The organism is Streptomyces sp. NPDC002446 (assembly GCF_053595675.1).
This window is the reverse complement of sequence record NZ_JBSFYC010000041.1, coordinates 1-22,373: the sequence shown is the minus strand read 5'-3', so window position 1 is coordinate 22,373 and position 22,373 is coordinate 1. Positions and strand designations below refer to the sequence as shown.

Here is a 22,373-nt window from a genome sequence, read left to right as displayed (position 1 = left end):
GCGGCCGGTCAGATCGCCAGAACCGTCTTGCCCTGTGCCCGCCCCGTGCGGCTGGCCTCCAGGACCTCCGGGGCCTCTTCCAGGGAGACCTCGCGGCCCACGAGGACGGTCAGGCGGCCCGCGTCGACATGGCCGGCCAGGATCTCCAGGAGTTGCGGGGAGGGGCGGTTGACGAAGTTGAAGCCGCGCAGGTTGCGTTCGGTCAGGTCGTCGGCGTCGGCGGAGCCGATGAGGGAGACGGCGGTGCCGCCGTCGCGCACGGTGCGGGTCAGCTCGGCGAACTCGGCGGGGCCGCTGACCATGTCGATGAGGACGTCCACACCGTCCGGGTGGGCGGCGAGGACCTGGTCGGCGAGCGGGCCCGCGGTGTGGTCGACGGTCTGCGCCGCGCCCAGATTCCGCATCAGCTCCGCCATGGCCGGGCGGGCGGTGGCGATCACCTCGGCGCCGCGGCCGGCCGCGAGCTGGGTGGTGAAGGTGCCGACACCGCCGGTCGCGCCGACGACCAGCACCCGCTTGCCGTCGCCGATCCGGGTCTCCTCGACGAGGTTGTACGCGGTCATACCGGCCGTCGGCAGCGCCGCGGAGGTCGCATAGGTGACGCTGCGGGCGGCGTGCGCGATGCGGTCCTCGTCGGCGAGGGCGAGTTCGCAGTACGAGCCACCGCCCTGCTCGGGGCGCTGGAACTGGCCGAACACCGCGTCGCCGACGGTGAACCGCCGTACGCCGGTACCGATGGCGAGCACCTCGCCCGCCCCGTCCGTCCCCAGGACGAGGGGGAAGGCGGCCTTGACCGCATCCCCGAACTCGCCGTCGGCGAGCCTCCAGTCGACGGGGTTGAGTCCGGCGGCGGCCAGCCGCACCAGGACCTCACCGGGCCCTGGCTCGGGCTGCGGCAGTTCCATGAGCTGCGGCTGTTCACCGAATGCGCTGACTGCTACGGCTCTCATCGTGGCGTTCCCTTCCACCCTTCCGACCGGTGGCCGAAGTGGATCGTAAGCACGCCGGTGCGGCCGGACGCGGCAGGTGCAAAGGCGGTGCGGCGGAAGCAACTCGTACGGCCCCGCGAAAAAGTTCCGTACGGACAGCGCCTTCTTCGGGATCAGACCGCCTGGAGGGCGAGCGCCGGAGACAGCCGTGCCGCCCGCACCGCCGGGTAGAGGCCCGCGACCGTTCCGATCACCAGCGTCGCGCCGGGGCCGGTGACGCCGAGCCGCTGGGCGGCCATGTGGTCGAGGACGACGGCGGGGTAGCGGCCGTTGGCGGCGTTGAGCCAGGTCCGGACGCCATGGTGCCGCGCAGGGTGCGCAGCAGCCCCTCGTCGGCGGCCTTGACCGTGATGCCGCCGGCTCTAAGGGCCGGGCGAGGACTCCCCGGCCGCCGGGCGGCGTCCGGCTCCAGCGTGGTGAATTCCCTGGTCCGCGGGGTCGCGGCGAAAGACGTTTACCTCGGCGAAAGGTGCCCCTCGGGTACACATGACCGCATGCGCGTTCTGGTGGTGGAGGACGAGGAGTTCCTCGCGGACATGATCGGCGCGGGTCTGCGCCGCGACGCGATCGCGGCGGACATCGCTCATGACGGCCGCGAGGCGCTGGCCAAGCTGCGGCTCGGCGCGTACGACGTGCTCGTCCTGGACCGCGATCTGCCCGGGCTGCACGGCGACGAGGTCTGCCGGCACGTGGTGGAGCAGGGGCTGCTGACCCGGGTGCTGATGCTCACCGTGTCCGGCACGGTCCACGACCGGGTGGCGGGACTCGGGCTGGGCGCCGACGACTACCTGACCAAGCCGTTCGCGTACGAGGAGCTGCTCGCCCGGGTGCTGGCGCTGGGCCGGCGGGCCCGCCCCGCGCTGCCCCCGGTCATCGAGCGGGCCGGTGTCACCGTCGACACCGCGCGCCGGCTGGCGGTGCGCGACGGGCGGCCGCTGGCCCTGTCGCGCAAGGAGTTCGGGGTGCTGGAGGTGCTGCTGCGCGCCCAGGGCGCGGTGGTCAGCGGCGACGATCTGATCGAGGAGGTGTGGGAGGAGCACACCAGCTACCGCACCAATGCCGTCCGCGTCACGCTCAGCAAGCTGCGTGCCAAGCTCGGCGACCCGCCGGTGATCGAGACCGTGCCGGGCGCCGGGTACCGGATGTGCGACGGGCCGGGCGGGCGCCGGTGAAGGCCCACTGGCTGCCGGGCAGCGAGCGCGTCCGGCTCACCGCTCTCTACGGCGGGCTGCTGGTGCTGGCCGGCGTGATGCTCATCGGCCTGGTCTACGTCCTTGTGAGGGAGGGCCTCTACTCCAGCCTGAGCACCGCCGTCACCACCGCCACGCCCCGCGACCCGGCCCCGTACGTCACCGGGTCCGTGCCCGCCCTCGGCTGGCGTGGTGGATGGCCGGCCGGGTGCTGCGCCCGGTCGGGGTGATCACCCGCACCGCCCGCCGGCTGTCCACCGCCAATCTGCTGGGGCCCCCGCCGGGCGAAGGCTGGGGGAGGATCGCCCTGGACGCCCCGCCCGGCGAACTCAAGCAGCTCGCCGACACGTTCGACGGCATGCTCGACCGGATCGAGCATCTGGTCTCCGCCCAGCAGCGGTTCGCCGCCAACGCCGCGCATGAGCTGCGCACTCCGCTCGCCGTGCAGCGCGCCGCCGCCGAGATCGGCCTGGCCGACCCGGACCCGGCCAACGTACGGCGGATCCGCGGCAAGCTGATCGAGGTCGGCACGCCCCGGGCGAGGCGCCGGACTGGGCCTGTCGATCGTCGCCTCCATCGCCCGCGCGCACGGCGCCACCGCCGGCGCGCACCCCAACCCGGGCGGCGGTCTGACGGTCCGGGTCTCCTTCCCCGACCGGCAGGTGATCTGACGGCCCGTGGGCCGCCGTCCAGCGGGCCCACCCGATTGCCCGGATGACGGGACCCGCCACCGGCACCGGGATTCAATGGCGCAATGATCCGGTTCGAGTCCGTCACCAAGCGCTATCCCGACGGGACCACCGCCGTCGACGACCTCTCCTTCGAGGTCGGCGAGGGGGAGCTGGTGACCCTGGTCGGACCGTCCGGCTGCGGCAAGACGACGACCATGATGATGGTCAACCGGCTCATCGACCCCACGCACGGGCAGATCTACGTCGACGGTTCGGACGTCGCCGGCGTCGACCCGGTCAAGCTGCGCCGCCGCATCGGCTATGTCATCCAGCAGACCGGGCTCTTCCCGCACCGCACGGTCCTCGACAACACGGCCACCGTGCCCTTTCTGACCGGCTGGAAGAAGGCGGCGGCACGCGAGCGGGCCGCCGAACTCCTGCACCTGGTCGGGCTGGACCCGGCCGTCTACGGCTCGCGCTACCCCGAGCAGCTCTCCGGCGGTCAGCGCCAGCGCGTCGGGGTGGCCCGCGCGCTCGCCGCCGACCCGCCCGTCCTGCTGATGGACGAGCCGTTCGGCGCGGTCGACCCGGTCGTCCGGGACCGGCTCCAGAAGGAGTTCCTGCGGCTGCAGTCCACGCTCCACAAGACGGTGCTCCTCGTCACCCACGACATCGAGGAGGCCATCCGGCTCGGCGACCGGATCGCGGTCTACGGTGCCGGGCGCATCGAGCAGTACGACACCCCCGCCAGCGTCCTCGGCGCCCCGGCCACGCCATACGTCGCCGAATTCGTCGGCACCGACCGGGCGTTGAAGCAGCTGTCGGTGACCGGTATCGACCGCGGCGACCTGGAACGCCCGCCGTTTGCGCGCCTCGGCGAGCCGGCCGCCGAGGCGGCGGGACGGCTCAGGGCCGAGGGGGCCCGCTGGGCGGTGGTGCTCGACGAGGACGGCGAACTCCACGGCTGGGTGGGCACGGAGGAGCTGACCGGGGCCGCCGGTACGGTCGCCGGTCATGCCCGCCGCATGGAGGCATGGGTGCCGGTCACCGGCACGCTCAAGGCAGCCTTCAGCGAGATGCTCAAGCACGACGCCGGCTGGATCGCGGTCCTGGACGGCCAGCGCTTCCTGGGCGTGCTCACCCCGACCAAGCTCCATGAGGCGCTGCGCCGCACCATCGGCTCGGACGAGCGGGGGGTGCCGCGGGAGCGGGCAGAGGTGGATTCGGTGCCCACCGAGTGAGCGTGCCCGCCGTCGGCACCCGGCGCATGTTTCACGTGAAACGCCAACTCGGCCCTGCCGTGCCGTGTTTCACGTGAAACGCCAACTCTGCCCCGCCGTGCCATGTTTCACGTGAAACACCGCCTCTGCTCGGCGACGCGACGTTTCACGTGAAACACCGGCCCGCTCACCGGCCTTTGCTCCTCATCCCTTCGGCAGCAGCCCCTTCGACACGAGGTAGCTGCGCGCCACATCCGCCGGCAGCCGCCGCCAGCTGTCTACCTGCTCATTGAGGTGCGCCAGATCGGCGGTGGTCAGGACCTTGTTGAGGCGGTTGAGGGCGGCGGCCGGGCGTGCGCCGCCCGCGCGGGCGCGGTTGACGACGGGGAGGACGTAGTCGGCGTTCTGCAGCTTCTTGTCGTCGGCGAGCAGCACCAGCCCGAACTGGTCGAGCGTGGCATCGGTGCTGGTGGTCAGCACCATCTGGTCCTGCCCGTTCTGCACGGCCTGCTTGGCGGGGGTGGTGCCGACCCCCTTCGGGTCGATGGCGGTGATGTTGATCCCGTACTTCTTCCGCAACCCCGGTGCGCAGAAAGGCCGCTGGACGCATTCATCGCCCGCCGCGAGACGCACCGGCAGCCGGGCCCGGCCCAGATCGCTGAGGGTCTTGAGGTGGTGCCTGCGGGCGTATGCGGCGCTGACCGCGAACGCGTTCTGGTCGACGGCCCGGCCGGGCGGGAGCACGGTCAGGCCCCGCGGAACGGCGAGCCGGCGCAGCGCCGCCATGGTGGCGCCGAGGTCGGGCGAGGCGACCGGGGCCGCCTTGGAGCCCTTGTTCTTGGCGTTGAGCCAGTCCGCGAAGGTCGCGGCGTACTCGGGAACGACATCGATCTGCCCGGCCTCCAGAGCGGGTTCGTACAGCTCGCGGTTGCCGACGGTCAGGACATGGGTCCGGTAGCCGGCGTGGTCGAGCAGCGCCGCATACATCCGGGCGAGCAGCTCGCTCTCGGTGAAGCCGGCCGAGCCGATCGCCAGATCGCGGCTGTCCCCTGGCGGGGCGGTGATCGCGGAGCGGGTCTCCAGCGAGGGGCCTTTGCCGCAACCGGCCAGCCCCAGCGCCGCGAGGGCCCCGGCAGCCGCGAGGACCGCGCCCGCGGCCCTCACCGGATCCGCCCCCGCGCCCACCCGGGCGCATACCGCTCCACGAGCTCGAAGACGGCCTCCATCAGCAGCGCGAACACCGCGACCAGTACCGCCCCGGCGACCACCTGCGGGGTGCTGGCCAGGTTGAACCCCGCGGTGATGATCCGGCCGAGCCCCCCGCCGCCCACCAGCGCGGCGAGCGTGGCGGTGGCCACGAGCTGGACCGCGGCGATCCGGATGCCGGTGAGCACAAGGGGAAAGGCGAGCGGCACCTCGACCCGCCACACCAGCTGCACCCCGGTCATCCCCATGCCCCGCGCGGCCCGCACCACGTTCTGGTCCACCTCGCGCATCCCGACGTAGGCATTGGTCAGCAGCGGCGGGATGGCGAACAGCACCAGCGCGATGACCGTCGGCCACTGCCCGGACCGTCCGATGGGGGTGAGCATCAGCAGGACGAGTACGGCGAAGGTCGGCACCGCGCGCCCGATGTTGGCGAGGTTGACCGCCAGCGCCCCGCCCCGCCCGAGGTGGCCGAGGGTCAGCGCGATCGGCAGTGCGATCAGGGCGCTGATGACCAGGCAGGCGAAGGTGAGGACCAGATGCTGTTCGAGGCGGTGCCAGACGCCGTTCTCACCGGACCAGTTGGCGCCCGTGGTCAGCCATGTCCAGACCGCGGCGAGGGTGTTCATGCCCGCCGCCCGGGAGCCGCGGCCGGCCGCCCGGTCCCCGCGGTGGCCCGGACCCGCACCCGTGCCCTGCGGTTCGCCCGCCGCCAGGGCGTGAGCAGCCGTTCCGCACCGAGCAGCAGCAGATCGAAGACGACCGCGATGATCACGCACAGCACGGACGCGGTGAGCACCTGCGCCTTGAAGAACGAGTTCATCCCGGCGTAGATGAGGTTGCCCAGCCCGCCGTACCCGACGATCGCACCGACGGTGGTGAGCGCGACCGCCGAGACCGTGGCGATCCGCAGCCCGGCCATCGCGGCGGGTACGGCCAGCGGAAGCTCGACGGTCAGCAGCTGGCGCATCGGCCCGTACCCCATGCCGCGGGCGGCTTCCTTGGCCTCGACGGGCACGCCGTCCAGCCCCGCCAGGATGTTCCGGACGAGCAGGGTGAGGGAGTACAGGGCGAGGCCGACCACGACGAGGGTGGCGGAGAGGCCGTAGACCGGCAGCAGCAGCGAGAACATCGCCAGCGACGGGATCGTGTAGACGACCGTGGTGATGCCGAGCACCGGCCCGGCCGTCCAGCGCCGGCGACGGGCCAGCAGCGCCAGCGGGACCGCGATCACCAGCCCGAGCGCCACCGAGACCACCGTCAGCTGGAGGTGCTGGGCGACCGCGTCGAGCAGGATCTGCCGGCGGGTGCTCAGGTAGTCGCCGCAGATCCAGTCGTTACGGGCCAGGCAGTCGTCCGGCGGCGGTGCGGTCACGGTACGAGTCCACCCGGCGCGCGGCGGGGTGTCGCGACGGACGCGTCCAATCGGGCCTGCACTTCACACGCCGCTTCGCGCCCTCCCCTGTGCACCTAGCGCTGCACACGCCGCGTACACACCCCACGTATACACCCAGTGTGTACCACCTGTGTATAGTCCCTCGGAGTCCAGCGACCCGTCCGTCCGCAGGGAAGAGAGACCCGCATGCCGAAGCAGATTCGCCCGGCCCGCAGCACGTCCATAGCCGGGCTGCTGGCGGCCACGTCCCTGGTCCTGGCCCTCAGCGGCTGCGCCACGTTCGACGTCACCGCGCCGGCCGACGCCCGCGCCGACGCCCCGGCAGCGGACGCGAAGGCGGCGGCGAAGGACGCGAAGAACGGACAGGGCGGCAGCGCGGACGTCGACTGCGCCAAGGCCAAGTGCGTCGCGCTCACCTTCGACGCCGGCCCCAGCGAGAACACCGGCCGCCTGCTGGACATCCTCAAGAAGGAGAAGGTCCATGCGACCTTCTTCATGCTCGGCAAGAACCATGTGGAAAAGCGCCCCGCCGAGGTGAAGCGGATCGACGCCGAGGGCCATGAGCTGGCCAACCACACCTGGTCGCACCAGATCCTGACCGAGATCACGCCCGAGGAGACACGGCGGGAGCTCTCCCGCCTCCAGGACGCGGTACGCAAGATCACCGGAAAGACGCCCCAGCTGATGCGCCCGCCGCAGGGCCGGACCGACCGGGAGGTCTCCGAGATCAGCAAGGATCTCGGCCTGGCGCAGGTCCTGTGGAGCGTGACCGCCAAGGACTACCAGACCAACGATTCGGCCCTGATCACCAAGCGGGTGCTCGACCAGACCGAGCGCGACGGCATCATCCTGCTGCACGACATCTACAAGGGCACCGTGCCGGCCGTCCCGGGCATCCTCAAGGAGCTCAAGAAGCGCGGCTACACGATCGTCACGGTCTCCCAGCTGCTCTCCCCGGCGAAGCCGGAGCCGGGGATGGTGTACCGGCCGTAGGGCCTGTCCGATGGGTCAGGCCGGAGAGGCCCGAGGGCCGGTCGGCGGGGCGCGGATACGCATGAGCCCGGCCCACGCACAGGGGACGTGGGCCGGGCTCACGGGCGCGCGGAAGGCCGCGGTCAGTCGCGCGGACGCTCCGCCTCCACCCGTCGGCGGCCGTTCTCGTCGGACGTCGGCGCCTTGCTCGGGGCACCGCCCTGGCCGGGCTGGGCCCCCGGCTTGCCCGGCGGGGCGACGGCCTCGGTGTCCTGCGGGAACGTCAGCTGCTGGCTCTGCCACTCCAGGGCCGGTACGACCTCGCGCCGCCAGGTCGCGAACTGGTGGCTGCCCTGCGGCAGGATGATCGAGTCGACCGCCATCGGCGACTTGGCGGCACGGAGGAACTTCATGGTGGGGCCGTAATTCGCCTCGCCCTTGCGGCTGCTGGCCACCAGCGCGGACACCTGCGGCGCGGGCAGATGCTTCAGCCGCCACAGCAGATCGTGCTCACGCTCCCGCTGGGCGCCGGCCGCACCCGGACCGAAGAGGCTTCCGGTCGTCAGGTCGTCCTTGATGGCGTAGTCGCCGGAGAGCGAGACCGCCGACGTGTACACCTTCGGGTTGCGCATCGCCAGCTGCAGCGAGCACGTACCGCCGGACGAGTACCCGAACGCGCCCCAGGCACTGGGGTCACGGCCCACCCGGTAGGCCGACTTCATGGCGTCCGGCAGGTCCTTGGTGAAGAACGTCTCGGCCTGCGGGCCGCCCGGCACATCCACGCACTCGGTGTCCCGCGGCGGCGCGATCGTCGGCCGGACCATCACGATCACCGTCGGCTGCATCTTGCCCTGCGCGATCAGCCGGCCCGCGTTCTGCGGCACCTGGAGGTGCTGTGCAAGGTTCATGATCCCGCCGGGGTAGCCGCTGATGACGACCATGACGGGGAACCGCTGCCGGCGGAACTGCTGCTGGAAGTACTGCGGCGGCAGATAGATGAAGCCCGGGTTGATGGCCCGCGTACGGCGCCCGACGATCCGTACGGACTCGACCTTGCCCACCTTGTCGGCGGGCCCCTTGGGCAGACCGGTCACCCGATCGAGACCCTGCGGCCCGGCCGGTTGGACCAGCCCGCCCTTCATGCTGCCGACCGAGGCGTACTGCCCGCCGCCCTGGCTCACGGACACCGGCGCCTCTTCGTTGTTGCCCAGCAGCTCGTCCCAGTTGCCGTAGAACTCGAAGTTCGCGTTCACGGCGAGGGCGAGCGCGCACACGATCGACAGCTGGGTGACCACGATGGCGCCCAGCCTGCCCAGTACGGCACGCGCGCCGCGCTTGGCCAGCCGGGGCCAGAGCCACACTGTGGCGACCACACAGGCCACCGCCAGCAGGACCACCGTGTATTCGAGCGACTGACTGGTCAGCCCCATGCGCCCACATCTCCCGTCACCCTCAGAAGGGTTGTTGCCTTCTTACCGGCCGCCTAGGCACAACGGACGGCTCAGGACAATGGTCACCGGAGGAGACGGGCACACCTGCGCATCGGATACCTGAACGACCCAGTTCTTACCCAGCGCTTGCCACTTCGTTTCCGGGGCGTGATGTAGGTACGCCACAGGAAGGTGCACTCCGGTCAACTCGCTCGCCTCTAGTCAACTCCCCCACCCTCAAGCAACTTTCGCACCAGATATCAACTGCCCCAACTCGCATCAACTCCCCCAACTTTGTCCACTCTGCCCACTCCCCCCACTCCGCCAACTCAACCGACTCCGTCAACACCCGTCCCGGCGAGCCATGGCGACGTGTGAAACATGAACAGGCGGTGAATCCGGGACCCCGCGGCGGGCGCGGGCACAGCGGCCGGATTCGTTCCTTACGAATCCCCGTTCAGCGCCGTATGCAGGGCCGATGCACCCCCGGCAGGACGTCGGCCCCCTGGCCGAAACCACATCCCCCGCCATACCCCCCGGATAGCCCAGCACACGAGGCGCGGGGTCCCACGATGAGGCCGGTACCGGCCGCTACGCTTACGTATCCGTCCTGGTCAGGGACATGTCTGTGCTTCACGGACATACGCCGCACCCACCACACGCAAGAGAGGTTCGCCGATGGGCATTCGGAGTCTGCTGCGCAACGCTTTCGGTCGCTCCAAGGCGACCCGTGAAGAAACCGGCGCGGCCCCGAGCGGCGCCGGCAAGCCGGAGGCCGCGACCATCCCGGAGGCGCGCGAGGAGTCCGCCCCGGCGCCCGCCCCGGAGGCCGAGGTCCCCGCCGCCCGTACGGCCCCCTCGGAGACCCCGGACGCGGCCCCCGCCCCGGCGCCGACGGCCGCCACCCTGCCGGCCCAGAGCAGCCCGGTGGACCGCGCGGAGCCGTCCGTACGGGATGAGAAGCCGTCGTCCGTACGGGACGAGAAGCCGTCCGTAGAGGACGAGGACGCGGTACGGGAGGAGGCCGCCGGCGAGGCCCCCGCGCCTGCCGAGCCCACCGCCCCTGAGACGCCGAAGGCCGACGAGGAGCCCGGGACGGAGGCGGCCACCGGCACGTCCGAGAGCACTCCCGAGAGCACGCCCGAGAGCACTGCCGACGACAAGGCCGAGCCGCGGACCGCGTCCGCGCCGCAGCCCGAGTCCGAGAACCAGGCCGACGACAAGGCCGACGACAAGGCCGGGGCCAGCGCCGACGCCGCGTCCGGGGACGAGCCCGAGGCGAACGCGCCGACCGCCCTCTCCGACCTCGTCAGCCAGGCCTTCGACAACCCGAACCCGGAGCCGAAGGCCGCCGCCGAGGCAGCCGCGGAAACCGCAGAGGCGAAGGACGGAGAGAAGGCCGACGCGACGGTCGAGGCGAAGGACGCGGCGGAGGGTGCGCCCGAGTCGGCGCCGAAGGCCGAGGCCGAGGCGGGCAAGGACGAAGCCGTGGCGGCCGAGGACGAGGTCCAGGACGGCCAGGACACCGAGGTCGTGGCAGACGCCGCTGACGCCCCCGCCACCGCCGCCACCCCCGACGCGCCCGCCGCCCTCGCCACCACCGCCCCGGCCCTCCTCGGCCTCTACCGGTCCGCCGCGGCCACCCTGGACAAGCACGGCCTCGCCACCCAGCGCGCCACCGTCTATCTGGTCCTCGACCGCTCCGGCTCGATGCGCAACTACTACAAGGACGGCACGGTCCAGAACCTCGCCGAACAGGCCCTCGGCCTCTCCGCCCACTTCGACGACGCCGCCACCGTCCCCGTCGTCTTCTTCTCCACCGACGTCGACGGCACCGCCGACCTTGACCTCACCAACTACGAGGGCCGCATCGAGGAACTGCACGCCGGCCTCGGCCACATGGGACGCACCAACTACCACTGGGCCATCAACGCCGTCGTCGAGCACTACAAGGAGTCCGGCAGCACCGCCCCGGCCTTCGTCATCTTCCAGACCGACGGCGCCCCGACCTCCAAGCCGGCCGCCGAGCGGGCCCTGTGCGAGGCGGCCGAACTGCCCATCTTCTGGCAGTTCATCGGCTTCGGTGACCCGGAGGCCAAGGGCTTCGACTTCCTCCGCAAGCTCGACGACCTGACCGTCCCGGAGAAGCGCGCCGTCGACAACGCCGGCTTCTTCCACGCCGGCCGGGACCCCCGCAGCCTCTCCCACGACGAGCTCTACCAGCAGCTGATGGTCGAGTTCCCCGAGTGGCTCACCGAGGCCCGCACCGCCGGCGTCCTCAAGGACAACTGACCCACCGCCCCGGCACCACCGCACCACCCACCGGCCGCGGCCGGGCCCCACGGCCCGCCGCGGCCGCTGCCGTATCCGCTGCCGTCTCCGCACAGGGCCCTGCCCCCGCCACACAGAGCCGTCTCCCCCCGCCAAGGCCGCACAGTAGGCACCCGCTCGCCCCTCTCCGTAGGCTGAATGGGTGGACCGCCCCGTTGTGTCCGCCCCTGCCGACGCCCGGCGCTGGTGGGCGCTGGTGGTGATCGCGAGCGCGCAGCTGATGGTCGTGCTGGACGCGAGCATCGTGAACATCGCCTTGCCGTCGGCCCAGCGGGATCTGGGGATCTCGGACGCCGACCGGCAGTGGGTGATCACCGCGTACACGCTCGCGTTCGGCGGGCTGCTGCTGCTCGGCGGGCGGATCGCCGATCTGGTGGGGCGGAAGAAGACGTTCATGCTCGGGCTGGTGGGGTTCGCCGTCGCGTCGGGGCTGGGCGGCGCGGCGACGGGCGCCGGGCCGCTGTTCGGGGCGCGGGCGATGCAGGGCGCGTTCGCGGCGCTGCTGGCGCCGTCCGCGTTGTCGTTGCTGACCACGACGTTCACCAAGGGGAGGGAGCGGAGCAAGGCCTTCGGGATCTACGGGGCGATCGCCGGCGGAGGTGCGGTGATCGGCCTGATCGCGGGCGGGCTGCTCACCGAGTACCTGAATTGGCGCTGGTGCCTGTATGTGAACGTGCCGGTCGCCCTGGTGGCCCTCGTAGGAGCGTCGGTGTTCCTGCGGGACGTACCGGAGCGTGGGCGGGTCTTTCTGGACGTACCCGGTGCGGTGCTGGGGTGCGGCGGTCTGGTGGCGATCGTCTACGGGTGCGGTGAGGCGACACCCCGGGGGTGGGGGGACGGACTGGTCGCGGGGATGCTGGTGGGAGGTGTGGTGCTGCTGGGCGTCTTCGCCTGGTGGCAGACGCGGGCGCGGCATCCCCTGTTGCCGCCGCACATCGTGCGGGACCGCAATCGTGGCGGCGCCTTTCTGACCATGGCACTGGCGGTCGTCGCGATCTTCGGGATGTTTCTGTTCCTGACCTACTACCTGCAGACCGTGCTCGGATATTCACCGGTCAGGACGGGGATGGCGTTTCTGCCGATGGTCGGGGCGATCGTGCTCGGGTCGACGCAGATATCGGCGCGGCTGCTGCACCTGGTCGCGCCGCGGTCCCTGATGGTGCCGGGTGCGCTGCTCGCGGCGGCGGGGCTGTTCACCCTGACGTTCCTGACGGCCCGGCCCGCGTATGTGTCGCATGTGCTGCCGGCCGAGCTGCTCGTCGGGCTGGGGATGGGGCTGACGTTCATGCCGGTCATGGCCACGGCCACGACGGGGGTCGCACCGCATGACGCGGGCGTCACGTCCGCGACGGTCAACACCGCGCAGCAGGTGGGCGGTTCGCTCGGTACCGCGCTGCTGAACACGATCGCGACGTCGACGGGCGCCGCGTACCTCGCGGACCGGCTGGCCGAGGCGGCCCGCAGGGGCGGAGGTCAGGGCCTCACCCCGGCGGTCCGGGACGGGATCGCGAAGGCCGGGGTGGTGCACGGGTTCACCGTGGCCCTCGGGGTCGGCTCGGCGATCATGCTGCTGGCCGCCCTCGTCGCCGGGCTGCTGGTCACCGGCCGGGCCCCGCGGCAGCGGCGGGGAGCGGGCCGGGGATAGGGCGCACCGCCTCCGCGCTCCCCCGGAAAAAGCCCGCGCCGGGGTCCCCACCCCGTCCAGTACGATATTGACGTTCCGTAAAGCAAATCCTCACTCACCGTAGCGACTTGGGAGCAGCCGGCAATGGCTCGACACCTCATCACCAGCGCCCTTCCGTATATCAACGGGATCAAGCACCTGGGCAACATGGTGGGGTCCATGCTCCCGGCGGACGTGTATGCCCGCTATATGCGGCAGCGCGGCCACGACGTGCTCTACATCTGTGCGACGGACGAGCACGGGACGCCCGCCGAGCTGGCGGCCAAGGAGGCCGGGCAGTCGGTCGACGCCTTCTGCGCGGAGCAGCACGACAAGCAGAAGGCGATCTACGAGGGCTTCGGCCTGGAATTCGACTACTTCGGGCGGAGCTCGTCCCCGGAGAACGTCGAGCTCACCCAGCACTTCGCGCGCAAGCTGCAGGAGAACGGCTTCATCGAGGAGCGGGCCATCCGCCAGGTCTTCTCGATCGCCGACGACCGCTTCCTGCCCGACCGCTACATCGTCGGTACGTGCCCGCACTGCGGCTACGACAAGGCGCGCGGCGACCAGTGCGAGAACTGCACCCGGGTGCTGGACCCGACCGATCTGATCGATGCGCGGTCGGCGATCAGCGGCAGCGGTGAACTCGAGGTGCGGGAGACCAAGCACCTGTTCCTGCTCCAGTCGAAGCTGCAGCACGAGGTCGAGGGCTGGCTGGAGGGGAACGGCAGCAAGGAGTGGCCGACCCTCGCCTCCTCCATCGCGCACAAGTGGCTGACGGAGGGGCTCCAGGACCGGGCGATCACCCGCGACCTGGACTGGGGCGTCCCAGTGCCGGCCGATGTGTGGCCGGAGCTGGCGGCCGAGGGCAAGGTCTTCTACGTGTGGTTCGACGCCCCGATCGAGTACATCGGCTCGACGAAGGAGTGGGCGGACCAGGCGCCCGAGGAGCGCGACTGGAAGTCGTGGTGGTACGAGGCCGAGGACGTCCGCTACACGGAGTTCATGGCCAAGGACAACGTTCCGTTCCACTCCGTGATGTTCCCGGCGACGCAGCTGGGCACCCGCGAGCCCTGGAAGAGGGTCGACTTCCTCAAGGCCTTCAACTGGCTCAACTACTACGGCGGGAAGTTCTCCACCTCCCAGCGGCGCGGCATCTTCACGGACGCGGCGCTGGAGCTGCTGCCGGCGGACTACTGGCGCTACTTCCTGATGGCCAACGCCCCGGAGTCCGACGACACCTCCTTCACCTGGGAACTCTTCGCGTCCTCCGTCAACAAGGACCTGGCGGACACGCTCGGCAACTTCGTCAACCGGGTGCTGTCGTTCTCGCGGAAGCGCTTCGGCGACGAGGTTCCCGCGGGCGCCGAGGCCGGGGCCGCGGAGCAGAAGCTGGGCGAGGAGATCGCCGGACTGCTCGCGGAGTACGAGGGCCACATGGAGGCCCTGCAGTTCCGCAAGGCGGCCGCCTCGCTGCGCGCCCTGTGGAGCGCGGGCAACTCCTACCTGGAGGAGAAGGCCCCGTGGCTGGAGATCAAGACCGACAAGGACGCGGCCGCGCTGACGCTGCGTACCGCGATGAACCTGATCCATCTGTACGCGGTGGTCTCCGAGCCGTTCATCCCGGCGACGGCGAAGGCGATGCGGGGCGCGTTCGCCCTGGAGAACGACACGGCGGTGTGGGTCTCGCCGGACGAGGCGAAGGCGCTGGCCTCGGTGCCGGCCGGGGTTCCGTTCACGGTGCCGCCAGTGCTCTTCGCGAAGATCACCGAGGAGGACCTGGAGTCCTACCGCGAGCGCTTCGGCGGTGCGGAGCAGTAAGCACGGCAGAACAGTAAGCAGACGGAGCGGCGCGGACGACCATGTCCGTGCGGCCCACGCGCCCGTCCGGTCCTGGTGGCCGGGCGGGCGCGTGCATAGCGGCCGGCCGTACCCGCGGTCCGCGATGTCGCGTCACGGCCGGGCCGCCGGGGACACATAGGCGTCCAGGCGCTTCAGGCCCGGCGTCGGCGGGAGGCGGACCGGGCGCCAGCCGCGGGCGTAGTCCGGCGGTGAGCCGTCGGCGGCCAGGACGACGGCGGCGGGGTGGTGCACGCCCAGCCGGGTCAGGTCGGCGGGGGTGATGCTGGCGTCATGGCCGCCGGGCTGCCGGGAGGCGCAGCCGATCCGGTACGCCACCCGTACGGCCTCCTCGCCGCTCACCGCGCACGGCGGCCGTACTCCGGCGGCGCGCAGCGTCCCGACGATCCGGTCGATGTCGGTCTGGGCGCGTACGGTCGCCCGCTGCATCTTGTGCAGGATCGCCAGCTGCATCGCCTCATGGCCCAGCAGCGCGATGACCAGCACGGCCACCGCGGTGGCGTGCCGGCGGCGGGGCAGCAGGGTCAGCCAGTACAGGAACCACGCGGCGGGCATCAGCAGCAGGGCGTAGGCGGGCAGCAGGAAGCGCGGGGCGGCGTAGCCCACCGTCAGGAGGTAGGGCGCGGCCAGGAAGAGACCGACCAGGGCCGGGAGGGCGATGGGGCCCGGACCGTAGCGGTGCCGCGCGCCGCCGGGGTCGCGCAGACTCGGCACCGGCCAGACCGGCCCGTACGGGTGCGCCGCCCCGTCGAGCCCGAGGCCGACCGCCTGGAGGGGGTTGATCCCGAGCGTGTCCAGGCGGACGGGTTCCAGTCCGAGCTCACGGGGGCCGCCGGGCTCGCGCCCGCGCGGCGTCGGCCACACCGGCCCGTAGCGGTGCAGCGTGCCCCCGGGCTCGCGGGCGCGTGCCGCGGCCCACACCGCCCCGGCGACCGCCAGCGGCAGCGCGAACCACCATCCCGCCGTCACCGGGTACTTCCAGGACAGGTCGCAGGGGCGGCACAGCGTCTTTCCCTGCAGTGCCCGTACGTGGTCGCCGAAGGACGGGTGCCAGCCCAGGCCGCCCTGGATCTCCGCGGCCTGGCGCAGCCGCGTCACCGGCCCGCCGTAGGAGACATACGCCTCCACGACCCACTCGGCGCAGCCGAGGGCCAGACCTGCCGGGACCGCCAGCAGCACCGTCGAGCGCCGCCAGGCCGGCACACACAGCGCCGCGGCCAGCAGCGGTACGGCCAGCCACACCGCGTCGACGGGGCGCATCAGCGCGGCCACCGCCACCGCGACGGCGAGACCGACCGCCGCGCCCCGGCCGGCGCCCGGGGCCAGCTGCGCCGCCGGCTGTCGTACGGCCAGCAGGAAGCAGCCCGTGGCGACGAGTGCGGCGTAGCCGGTCCACAGGTTGGGCATCGCCTGCGGACCGTAGAAGAGCGTGACCCACAGACCGGCGAAGAGCGCGCCGCCCAGGGCCGGCACCGGCGCCGGCAGCAGACGCCGCCAGATGCACAGGGTGAGGAGGAAGGCGGCGCCGGAGAGCACCGCGAGGTAGCAGTGCAGGGCGGTGGCCGATGTCGTCAGGACGGCGGCCGGGGCGAGGAGGAGGGTGACACCGCGGGCGCGCGGGGCACTGAAGAACGCGGCCGGAGCGTGCGAGTCGACCTGGCTGACATAGACCGTCTCGTCCCATCCCAGGCCGGGCGTGATGAGGGCGAGGTAGAGCTGGCCGGCGGTGAAGACGACGGCCAGGGCGATGAGCCAGGGCAGGTCGCGGACCTGGGCGAAGGGCGCCGTACGGGACCGTGAGCTGCGGCCGGGCGCACGGGGGAGGAGGGTGGCTTGCTGCATGGGCACCACAGTGCGTGCGGTGCGCGATCACGGCCACAGGTGTGGTGCGGTTGGAGCACCCGGCTCACACAGGCGGTGGGGGAGCACGTCCGGCACACGGCTGAGGGCGGTGTTTCACGTGAAACACCGCCCTCAGTCCGTTCCGAGGCGCAGCCCCGCCGGTGACGCCTACTTCGCCTGCGGCTTGCGGACGTTGAGGTGGAGCTCCTTGAGCCGGGCCTCTTCCAGCTCCGTCGGCGCGCCCATCATCAGGTCCTGCGCATTGCCGTTCAGCGGGAAGGCGATGGTCTCGCGGATGTTCGGCTCGTCCGCGAGCAGCATGACGATGCGGTCCACGCCGGGGGCGATACCGCCGTGCGGCGGGGCGCCGAAGCGGAAGGCGCGCAGCATGCCCGCGAACTTCTCCTCGACGGTCTCACGGTCGTAGCCCGCGATCTCGAAGGCCTTGATCATGATGTCGGGCTCATGGTTCCGGATCGCGCCGGAGGACAGCTCGACGCCGTTGCAGACGATGTCGTACTGCCAGCCCAGGATGTCCAGCGGGTCCTTCTCCTCCAGGTCCTTCATGCCGCCCTGGGGCATGGAGAAGGGGTTGTGGGAGAAGTCGATCTTGCCGGTCTCCTCGTCCCGCTCGTACATCGGGAAGTCGACGATCCAGCAGAAGCGGAAGACGTTCTCCTCGAAGTGGCCGGCCCGCTTCGCGGCCTCGACGCGCACCGCGCCCATGATCTTCGAGACCTCGTCGAACTCGCCCGCGCCGAAGAACACCGCGTGGCCCGGCTCCAGGCCGAGGCGCTCGCTGAGAACCTTGACGTTCTCCTCGGTGAGGAACTTGGCGATCGGGCCGGTCAGCGCGCCGTCCGCACCGACGCGCACCCAGGCCAGGCCCTTGGCGCCGTGCTGGATCGCGTACTCGCCGAGCTGGTCGAAGAACTTGCGCGGCTGGTCCTGCACGGCCGGCACCGGCAGCGCACGGACGTGCTTGCCCGCGAACGCCTTGAACTCCGAGCCCTCGAAGACATCGGTGATGTCGACCAGTTCCAGCTGGGCGCGCAGGTCCGGCTTGTCGGAGCCGTACTTCAGCATGGCCTCGCGGAACGGGATGCGCGGGAACGGCGAGGTGACGTGGCGGCCGCCGCCGAACTCCTCGAAGAGCTCGGTCATCAGCCGCTCGACGGGCTGGAAGACGTCCTCCTGCTCGACGAAGGACATCTCGACGTCGAGCTGGTAGAACTCGCCCGGCGAGCGGTCCGCGCGGGCGTCCTCGTCACGGAAGCACGGGGCGATCTGGAAGTACCGGTCGAAGCCCGAGATCATCAGCAGCTGCTTGAACTGCTGCGGGGCCTGCGGCAGCGCGTAGAACTTGCCCGGGTGGAGGCGCGAGGGCACCACGAAGTCGCGGGCGCCCTCCGGGGACGTGGCGCTGAGGATCGGCGTCGCCATCTCGTTGAAGCCGAGGGCCGTCATCTTGTGACGGATGGCGGCGATGACCGCCGAGCGCAGCATGATGTTGCGGTGCATGCGCTCGCGGCGCAGGTCGAGGAAGCGGTACTCCAGGCGCTTCTCCTCGTTGACGCCGTCGTCCGCGTTGATCGTGAAGGGGATCTGCTGGGCCGCGCCCAGGACCTCGACCTCGGCGGCCTCGATCTCGATCTCGCCGGTGGGCAGCTCCGGGTTCACGTTGTCCGCGCCACGGGAGACGACCTTGCCGTCGACGCGGACGACCGTCTCCTTGGTCAGCTTGTCCAGCGCCTCGGCGGCCGCGGTGCCGGGGCGGGCGACGAGCTGCGTGATGCCGTAGTGGTCGCGCAGATCGATGAAGAGGATGCCGCCCAGGTCACGACGATTGTGCAGCCAGCCGCTGAGGCGGACGTCCGTGTCGACGTCCGCGGCTCGGAGCTCGCCGCAGTTATGGGACCGGTACCGGTGCATCGCTCATCCAAGTCGTCGCGAGTGTCGAGGTGAGGAGTTGTCGGGAGCGGAGGAGAGGGATCGGAGCACGGGCTCACACGCCCGGTCGCTCTCCCCGGCGGTCACCCGAAAGGCCACCCCAGGATTGACATAACCGCTCCAGGTTACCGTCCCGGCCCCCACGCCTTCGTTGACATATACGCATCAGCGCTTCGCCGGGGTGAAACGGGGGTCCTTCACTGGGACGATGGTCACGTTCCGCTCGCTGGTCGGGCTACGTCAAACGCACATAAAGTGATGCAATGCGCACCAAGGACCTCCTGGCCGCCATCGCGACCGGCCTGTGGCGCTGGGACAACGCATCGGGACGGGTCAGCCTCGATGCCGAGGCGGCCCGGCTGCTCGGGTTCCCCGCCGAGGCGGTGGAGCTCAGCGAGGCCGCCGTACGCTCCCGTTTTCATCCCGTCGACTTCGCGGAGATCAACGGGATAGTGCAGCTCGCGGTGTCCGAGGAGACGCTCGCCGAGGCCCGGCTGCGCATCGTCGACGAGCACGGGCGGGTGCAGCGCATCGTCCGCTCCCGCTCCCGGCCCCGGGTCGTCGACGGCGACTTCGAGCTGGTCGGCACGCTCCAGGAGGTGCCCGAGCCACTGCCCGGGACGTCCGCCGCGCACACCCCGATCACCGGTGACTGGCGCCGCTCCCGCGAGGCGTTTCTGCTGGACGCGGGGCGGGCGCTGGCCGAGGCGCGGTCCACGGCCGAGGTACTGCGGGTGGCGGCGGGGCTGTCCATGCCCGGGTTCATGCCGGACGGCCTGGCGGTCTTCGGCATCGAGGGCGACCGGATCTCGGTCATCGGCCACCACGGCCACCGGCCCGGCGACGAGAAGCCCTTCCTCAACATGGCGCTGGAGACCGACTATCCGGCCGCCGAGGTCATCCGCACCGGCCGGGCCATCTATCTGCCCACGCCCGAGGACTACAGCCGCCGCTACCCGAGCACCTGGCCGCTCGCGGCCCGCTTCGGCCGTACGTCATGGGCGTTCCTGCCGCTGGTCAACGCGGGCCGGACGATCGGCGCCTGGATGGCGGGCTTCGCCCAGCCGGTCGCCTTCACGCCCGACGAGCGCTCGGTGCTGACCACCGTCGCCCGGATGCTGGCCCAGGCGCTGGCCAGGGCCGGTGTGCAGGAGGAGCAGCAGGAGCTGTCCCTGGGGCTGCAACGCAGCATGATGCCGACGGTGCAGCCGGACATCCCGGGGATGGCGGTCGCGGCCCGCTATGTCCCGACCGGCGGCGGGCTGGAGGTCGGCGGCGACTGGTACGACATGATCCCGCTGCCGTCCGGACGGATCGCGCTGGTCATCGGGGACGTCCAGGGGCATGACGTACGGGCCGCGGGCCTGATGGGACAGCTGCGGATCGCCCTGCGCGCCTACGCCTCCGAGGGCCACCACCCCGATGCGGTGCTCTCGCGCGCCTCGCGCTTCCTGGCCGGGATCAACGAGACCGAACTCCGCGGCCACGGCGAGGACCAGCGCTTTGCGACCTGTCTGTACATCGAGGTGGATCCGGCGACCGGGCTGCTGGACATCGCGCGGGCCGGCCACCCCGATCCGGCGATCCGCCTGTCCGACGGCACGATGCTGGTCCGGCCCACCGCGGGCGGGCTGCCGCTGGGCATCGTCCCGGACGCCGACTACCCCACCACCCGGCTGGTGCTGGAGCCCGGCGAGACCATGGTGGTGTGCACCGACGGGCTGATCGAGACCGGCGGCCACGACCTGGAGACCGGCTGGGCCCGGCTGCGCGACATCATCGAGGCGCATGAGGTCGGCGAGGACGACCAGAGCCTGGAGCGGCTGGCCGATGCCCTGGTCCAGGCCGTGCACGGCCCGTCCTCGCACCACACCACCGGACCGCTGGTGGACCGCCGCGAGGACGACATCGCCCTCCTGCTGCTCGGCCGCGAGGCCGCCAGCTGCGGGGTGGGCAGCGGCGGACTGCTGACGCAGCAGCCCGTACGCCGCACCGTGCTCGCCGTCGCACAGGCCGAGCCGGAGCGGATAGCCGAGGCGCGCCGGCAGATCCGCGATGTGCTGCACGACTGGGCCGACCGGGACCAGGTCGACTCGGCGGTGCTGATGGTCTCCGAGATCGTCACCAACGTTCTGCTGCACACCGACGGGGATGCGCTGCTGGTCGCCGAGATCTCCGGGGCCCGGGGCGCCCGGCGGATCCGGGTCGATGTCTGCGACAGCAGCGATGAGCTGCCGCACCGCCGCAGCCCCGGCGAGCTGGCGTCCTCGGGACGCGGACTGGTGCTGCTGGAGCTGCTGGCCGGGGCCTGGGGGGTGGATCCGCGCGGGGACGGCAAGTCCACGTGGTTCGAGCTCTACGAGGACGCGGGGGATGCGGCGGTTCCGGTGTCGCCGGAGCCGGAGTCGGAATCGGAATCGGAGTCCGAGCCCGCGGCGTAGTGCTTGCGCAGCTCGTGGAGGACGCCGGTGACGGCCGCGGTCAGCGGTACGGACAGCAGCATGCCGAGGATTCCGGCGAGGCTGGCGCCCGCGGTGATCGCCAGCAGCACGGTCGCCGGATGCATATGGACCGTACGGCTCTGGATCATCGGCTGCAGCACATGGCCCTCCAGTACCTGCACCGCCAGCACGACGCCCAGCGCCCAGAGCGCGATCACAAAGCCACGGTCCGCGAACGCCACCAGGACCGCCACCGCGCCGGAGATGAACGCGCCGAGGTAGGGGATGTAGGCCCCGACGAAGACCAGCGCGCCCAGGCCCCAGGCGCCGGGGACCTTAAGGATCAGCAGTCCCACGGTGATGCAGATGGCGTCGATCAGCGCGATGAGGGTGGTGCCGCGCATAAAGCCCTCGATGGACTGAAAACCGCGGCGGGCCATCCGTTCGAGCTGCGGCGCCGAGTTCCCGGGCGCCCAGTCCTGCAGCGCGCCTACGGCCTTGCCCGAGTCGCGCAGAAAGAAAAAGGTCAGCAGCAGGGCGAGGATGGCGGCGGCGATGAACTGGCCGACGAGGCTGACGCCCGCCAAGAGCCCGGAGGCCGCGGTGCCACCGAACTTGGTGACCAAGCCCTTGGCGTTGGAGAAGAGGTCGTCCAGCGAGGTACCGGCCGTACCGAAGCGCTTGGAGAGGTCCTCGGCGGCCTCCTTGAGGGAGGCGACGATCTGGTCGCCGGTGTCGACCAGCGCGTTGACGACGATGTATCCGGCGCCGCCGACCACCAACACCAAGACGGCGCAGGTCAGCCCGGCCGCCATCGATCGGTTGAGCTTCATCGCCACCAGCCGCCGATAGAGCGGCCCGAGGAGCGCACTGCCGAGCAGCGCCAGCAGTACGGGCGTGACCGCCGCGCTCAGGAAGACGCACAGCCACACGCCGAGGGCCAGCACCGCCGCGATCAGCAGCGCCACCAGGCACCAGGCCGCGGCACGGCGGGCCGCGAACGGCAGCAACGGCTTCTCGGGCAGCGGCCGTCCGCCCTCAGCGCCGCTCCGGTCTTGATCCGAGTCGTTTCGCACCCGGACAGTCCACCACGGCGAGCAGCCCCGAAGCGGGCCATGCAACGGGCCGGGGGCGGTGTTTCACGTGAAACACCGCCCCCCCCCCCAACGCCCGACCGACCCCGCCGCAGCCCACGCCCCCGGGGATGCAGGC

18 protein-coding genes are annotated in these 22,373 nt (G+C 71.5%); 9 read left to right on the top strand and 9 right to left on the bottom strand.

Annotation, left to right across the window (positions count from 1 at the left end; genetic code table 11):
* Positions 1-8: 8 nt before the first annotated feature.
* Together ACWD6P_RS22765 and ACWD6P_RS22760 are read right to left on the bottom strand one after the other, a co-directional pair.
* Positions 9-950, bottom strand: coding sequence for an NADP-dependent oxidoreductase (locus ACWD6P_RS22765; protein ID WP_451445974.1), 942 nt, complete (start codon positions 948-950; stop codon positions 9-11).
* Positions 951-1,102: 152 nt separating this feature from the next.
* A complete protein-coding gene (locus tag ACWD6P_RS22760) occupies positions 1,103-1,228 on the bottom strand; it encodes a hypothetical protein (RefSeq protein WP_451446017.1) in 126 nt (41 codons plus the stop codon).
* Positions 1,229-1,483: 255 nt separating this feature from the next.
* On the opposite strand from ACWD6P_RS22760, the gene ACWD6P_RS22755 reads away from it, so the two are divergent.
* From ACWD6P_RS22755 to ACWD6P_RS22740, 4 genes are read left to right on the top strand one after another with little or no spacing between them, the layout of a single operon-like run.
* Complete coding sequence (locus tag ACWD6P_RS22755) at positions 1,484-2,161, top strand: response regulator transcription factor (RefSeq protein ID WP_451445973.1); 678 nt, start codon at positions 1,484-1,486, stop codon at positions 2,159-2,161.
* Positions 2,158-2,409, top strand: coding sequence for a hypothetical protein (locus ACWD6P_RS22750; RefSeq protein ID WP_451445972.1), 252 nt, complete (start codon positions 2,158-2,160; stop codon positions 2,407-2,409). The genes ACWD6P_RS22755 and ACWD6P_RS22750 overlap by 4 nt, the downstream gene beginning before the upstream one ends.
* Positions 2,376-2,897, top strand: a complete 522-nt coding sequence (locus ACWD6P_RS22745; RefSeq protein WP_451445971.1) for a histidine kinase dimerization/phospho-acceptor domain-containing protein — start codon at positions 2,376-2,378, stop codon at positions 2,895-2,897. Before ACWD6P_RS22750 ends, ACWD6P_RS22745 begins: the two co-directional genes overlap by 34 nt.
* A gap of 36 nt (positions 2,898-2,933) precedes the next feature.
* Positions 2,934-4,091: an ATP-binding cassette domain-containing protein gene (locus ACWD6P_RS22740; protein ID WP_451445970.1), complete on the top strand. Its 1,158-nt coding sequence runs from the start codon at positions 2,934-2,936 to the stop codon at positions 4,089-4,091.
* Between the two features lie 183 nt (positions 4,092-4,274).
* Here the strand turns inward: ACWD6P_RS22740 and ACWD6P_RS22735 are convergent, their stop codons facing one another.
* Genes ACWD6P_RS22735 through ACWD6P_RS22725 form a run of 3 tightly spaced genes read right to left on the bottom strand, consistent with a single transcriptional unit; the run spans position 4,275 to position 6,651 of the window.
* A complete protein-coding gene (locus ACWD6P_RS22735; protein WP_451445969.1) occupies positions 4,275-5,234 on the bottom strand; it encodes an ABC transporter substrate-binding protein in 960 nt (319 codons plus the stop codon).
* The gene (locus ACWD6P_RS22730) at positions 5,231-5,905 is read right to left on the bottom strand and encodes an ABC transporter permease (protein WP_451445968.1); all 675 of its coding nucleotides are present in this window, start codon (positions 5,903-5,905) and stop codon (positions 5,231-5,233) included. Before ACWD6P_RS22730 ends, ACWD6P_RS22735 begins: the two co-directional genes overlap by 4 nt.
* Positions 5,902-6,651: an ABC transporter permease gene (locus ACWD6P_RS22725; protein ID WP_451445967.1), complete on the bottom strand. Its 750-nt coding sequence runs from the start codon at positions 6,649-6,651 to the stop codon at positions 5,902-5,904. The genes ACWD6P_RS22730 and ACWD6P_RS22725 overlap by 4 nt, the downstream gene beginning before the upstream one ends.
* Positions 6,652-6,858: 207 nt before the next feature.
* On the opposite strand from ACWD6P_RS22725, the gene ACWD6P_RS22720 reads away from it, so the two are divergent.
* Positions 6,859-7,665, top strand: coding sequence for a polysaccharide deacetylase family protein (locus tag ACWD6P_RS22720; protein WP_451445966.1), 807 nt, complete (start codon positions 6,859-6,861; stop codon positions 7,663-7,665).
* Between the two features lie 122 nt (positions 7,666-7,787).
* Here the strand turns inward: ACWD6P_RS22720 and ACWD6P_RS22715 are convergent, their stop codons facing one another.
* On the bottom strand, positions 7,788-9,074 hold the full coding sequence (locus tag ACWD6P_RS22715) for an alpha/beta hydrolase (protein ID WP_451445965.1): 1,287 nt from the start codon (positions 9,072-9,074) through the stop codon (positions 7,788-7,790).
* Positions 9,075-9,752: 678 nt separating this feature from the next.
* On the opposite strand from ACWD6P_RS22715, the gene ACWD6P_RS22710 reads away from it, so the two are divergent.
* The 3 genes from ACWD6P_RS22710 (at position 9,753) to metG (ending at position 14,889) form a co-directional block, all read left to right on the top strand.
* Positions 9,753-11,366 (top strand): VWA domain-containing protein, encoded by a 1,614-nt coding sequence (locus ACWD6P_RS22710; RefSeq protein WP_451445964.1) that lies wholly within the window; start codon positions 9,753-9,755, stop codon positions 11,364-11,366.
* Positions 11,367-11,601: 235 nt separating this feature from the next.
* Positions 11,602-13,050 carry an MFS transporter gene (locus ACWD6P_RS22705; RefSeq protein WP_451446013.1) on the top strand — a complete coding sequence of 483 codons (1,449 nt, stop codon included), beginning with the start codon at positions 11,602-11,604 and terminating at the stop codon, positions 13,048-13,050.
* Positions 13,051-13,173: 123 nt separating this feature from the next.
* Positions 13,174-14,889, top strand: coding sequence for a methionine--tRNA ligase (gene metG, locus ACWD6P_RS22700; protein WP_451445963.1), 1,716 nt, complete (start codon positions 13,174-13,176; stop codon positions 14,887-14,889).
* 132 nt (positions 14,890-15,021) lie between these two features.
* On the opposite strand, the gene ACWD6P_RS22695 is transcribed toward metG, so the two are convergent.
* The gene (locus ACWD6P_RS22695) at positions 15,022-16,770 is read right to left on the bottom strand and encodes a hypothetical protein (RefSeq protein ID WP_451445962.1); all 1,749 of its coding nucleotides are present in this window, start codon (positions 16,768-16,770) and stop codon (positions 15,022-15,024) included.
* A 168-nt stretch (positions 16,771-16,938) separates the two neighbouring features.
* Complete coding sequence (gene aspS / locus ACWD6P_RS22690) at positions 16,939-18,702, bottom strand: aspartate--tRNA ligase (protein ID WP_451445961.1); 1,764 nt, start codon at positions 18,700-18,702, stop codon at positions 16,939-16,941.
* A gap of 281 nt (positions 18,703-18,983) precedes the next feature.
* Here aspS and ACWD6P_RS22685 point away from each other — a divergent pair, with 281 nt between their 5' ends.
* Complete coding sequence (locus tag ACWD6P_RS22685) at positions 18,984-21,161, top strand: ATP-binding SpoIIE family protein phosphatase (protein WP_451445960.1); 2,178 nt, start codon at positions 18,984-18,986, stop codon at positions 21,159-21,161.
* Here the strand turns inward: ACWD6P_RS22685 and ACWD6P_RS22680 are convergent.
* Positions 21,077-22,237: an AI-2E family transporter gene (locus ACWD6P_RS22680; RefSeq protein WP_451445959.1), complete on the bottom strand. Its 1,161-nt coding sequence runs from the start codon at positions 22,235-22,237 to the stop codon at positions 21,077-21,079. The two genes, ACWD6P_RS22685 and ACWD6P_RS22680, sit on opposite strands and share 85 nt — an antisense overlap.
* Between the last annotated feature and the right edge of the window lie 136 nt (positions 22,238-22,373).

Excerpts from the sequence above, each read along its gene's own strand:
- ACWD6P_RS22765 (WP_451445974.1), bottom strand. The coding sequence starts at position 950 with ATGAGAGCCGTAGCAGTCAGCGCATTCGGTGAACAGCCGCAGCTCATG.
- ACWD6P_RS22760 (WP_451446017.1), bottom strand. The coding sequence starts at position 1,228 with ATGGCCGCCCAGCGGCTCGGCGTCACCGGCCCCGGCGCGACGCTGGTG.
- ACWD6P_RS22755 (WP_451445973.1), top strand. The coding sequence starts at position 1,484 with ATGCGCGTTCTGGTGGTGGAGGACGAGGAGTTCCTCGCGGACATGATC.
- ACWD6P_RS22745 (WP_451445971.1), top strand. The coding sequence starts at position 2,376 with ATGGCCGGCCGGGTGCTGCGCCCGGTCGGGGTGATCACCCGCACCGCC.
- ACWD6P_RS22740 (WP_451445970.1), top strand. The coding sequence starts at position 2,934 with ATGATCCGGTTCGAGTCCGTCACCAAGCGCTATCCCGACGGGACCACC.
- ACWD6P_RS22730 (WP_451445968.1), bottom strand. The coding sequence starts at position 5,905 with ATGAACACCCTCGCCGCGGTCTGGACATGGCTGACCACGGGCGCCAAC.
- ACWD6P_RS22720 (WP_451445966.1), top strand. The coding sequence starts at position 6,859 with ATGCCGAAGCAGATTCGCCCGGCCCGCAGCACGTCCATAGCCGGGCTG.
- ACWD6P_RS22715 (WP_451445965.1), bottom strand. The coding sequence starts at position 9,074 with ATGGGGCTGACCAGTCAGTCGCTCGAATACACGGTGGTCCTGCTGGCG.
- ACWD6P_RS22710 (WP_451445964.1), top strand. The coding sequence starts at position 9,753 with ATGGGCATTCGGAGTCTGCTGCGCAACGCTTTCGGTCGCTCCAAGGCG.
- metG (WP_451445963.1), top strand. The coding sequence starts at position 13,174 with ATGGCTCGACACCTCATCACCAGCGCCCTTCCGTATATCAACGGGATC.
- ACWD6P_RS22695 (WP_451445962.1), bottom strand. The coding sequence starts at position 16,770 with ATGCAGCAAGCCACCCTCCTCCCCCGTGCGCCCGGCCGCAGCTCACGG.
- aspS (WP_451445961.1), bottom strand. The coding sequence starts at position 18,702 with ATGCACCGGTACCGGTCCCATAACTGCGGCGAGCTCCGAGCCGCGGAC.
- ACWD6P_RS22685 (WP_451445960.1), top strand. The coding sequence starts at position 18,984 with ATGCGCACCAAGGACCTCCTGGCCGCCATCGCGACCGGCCTGTGGCGC.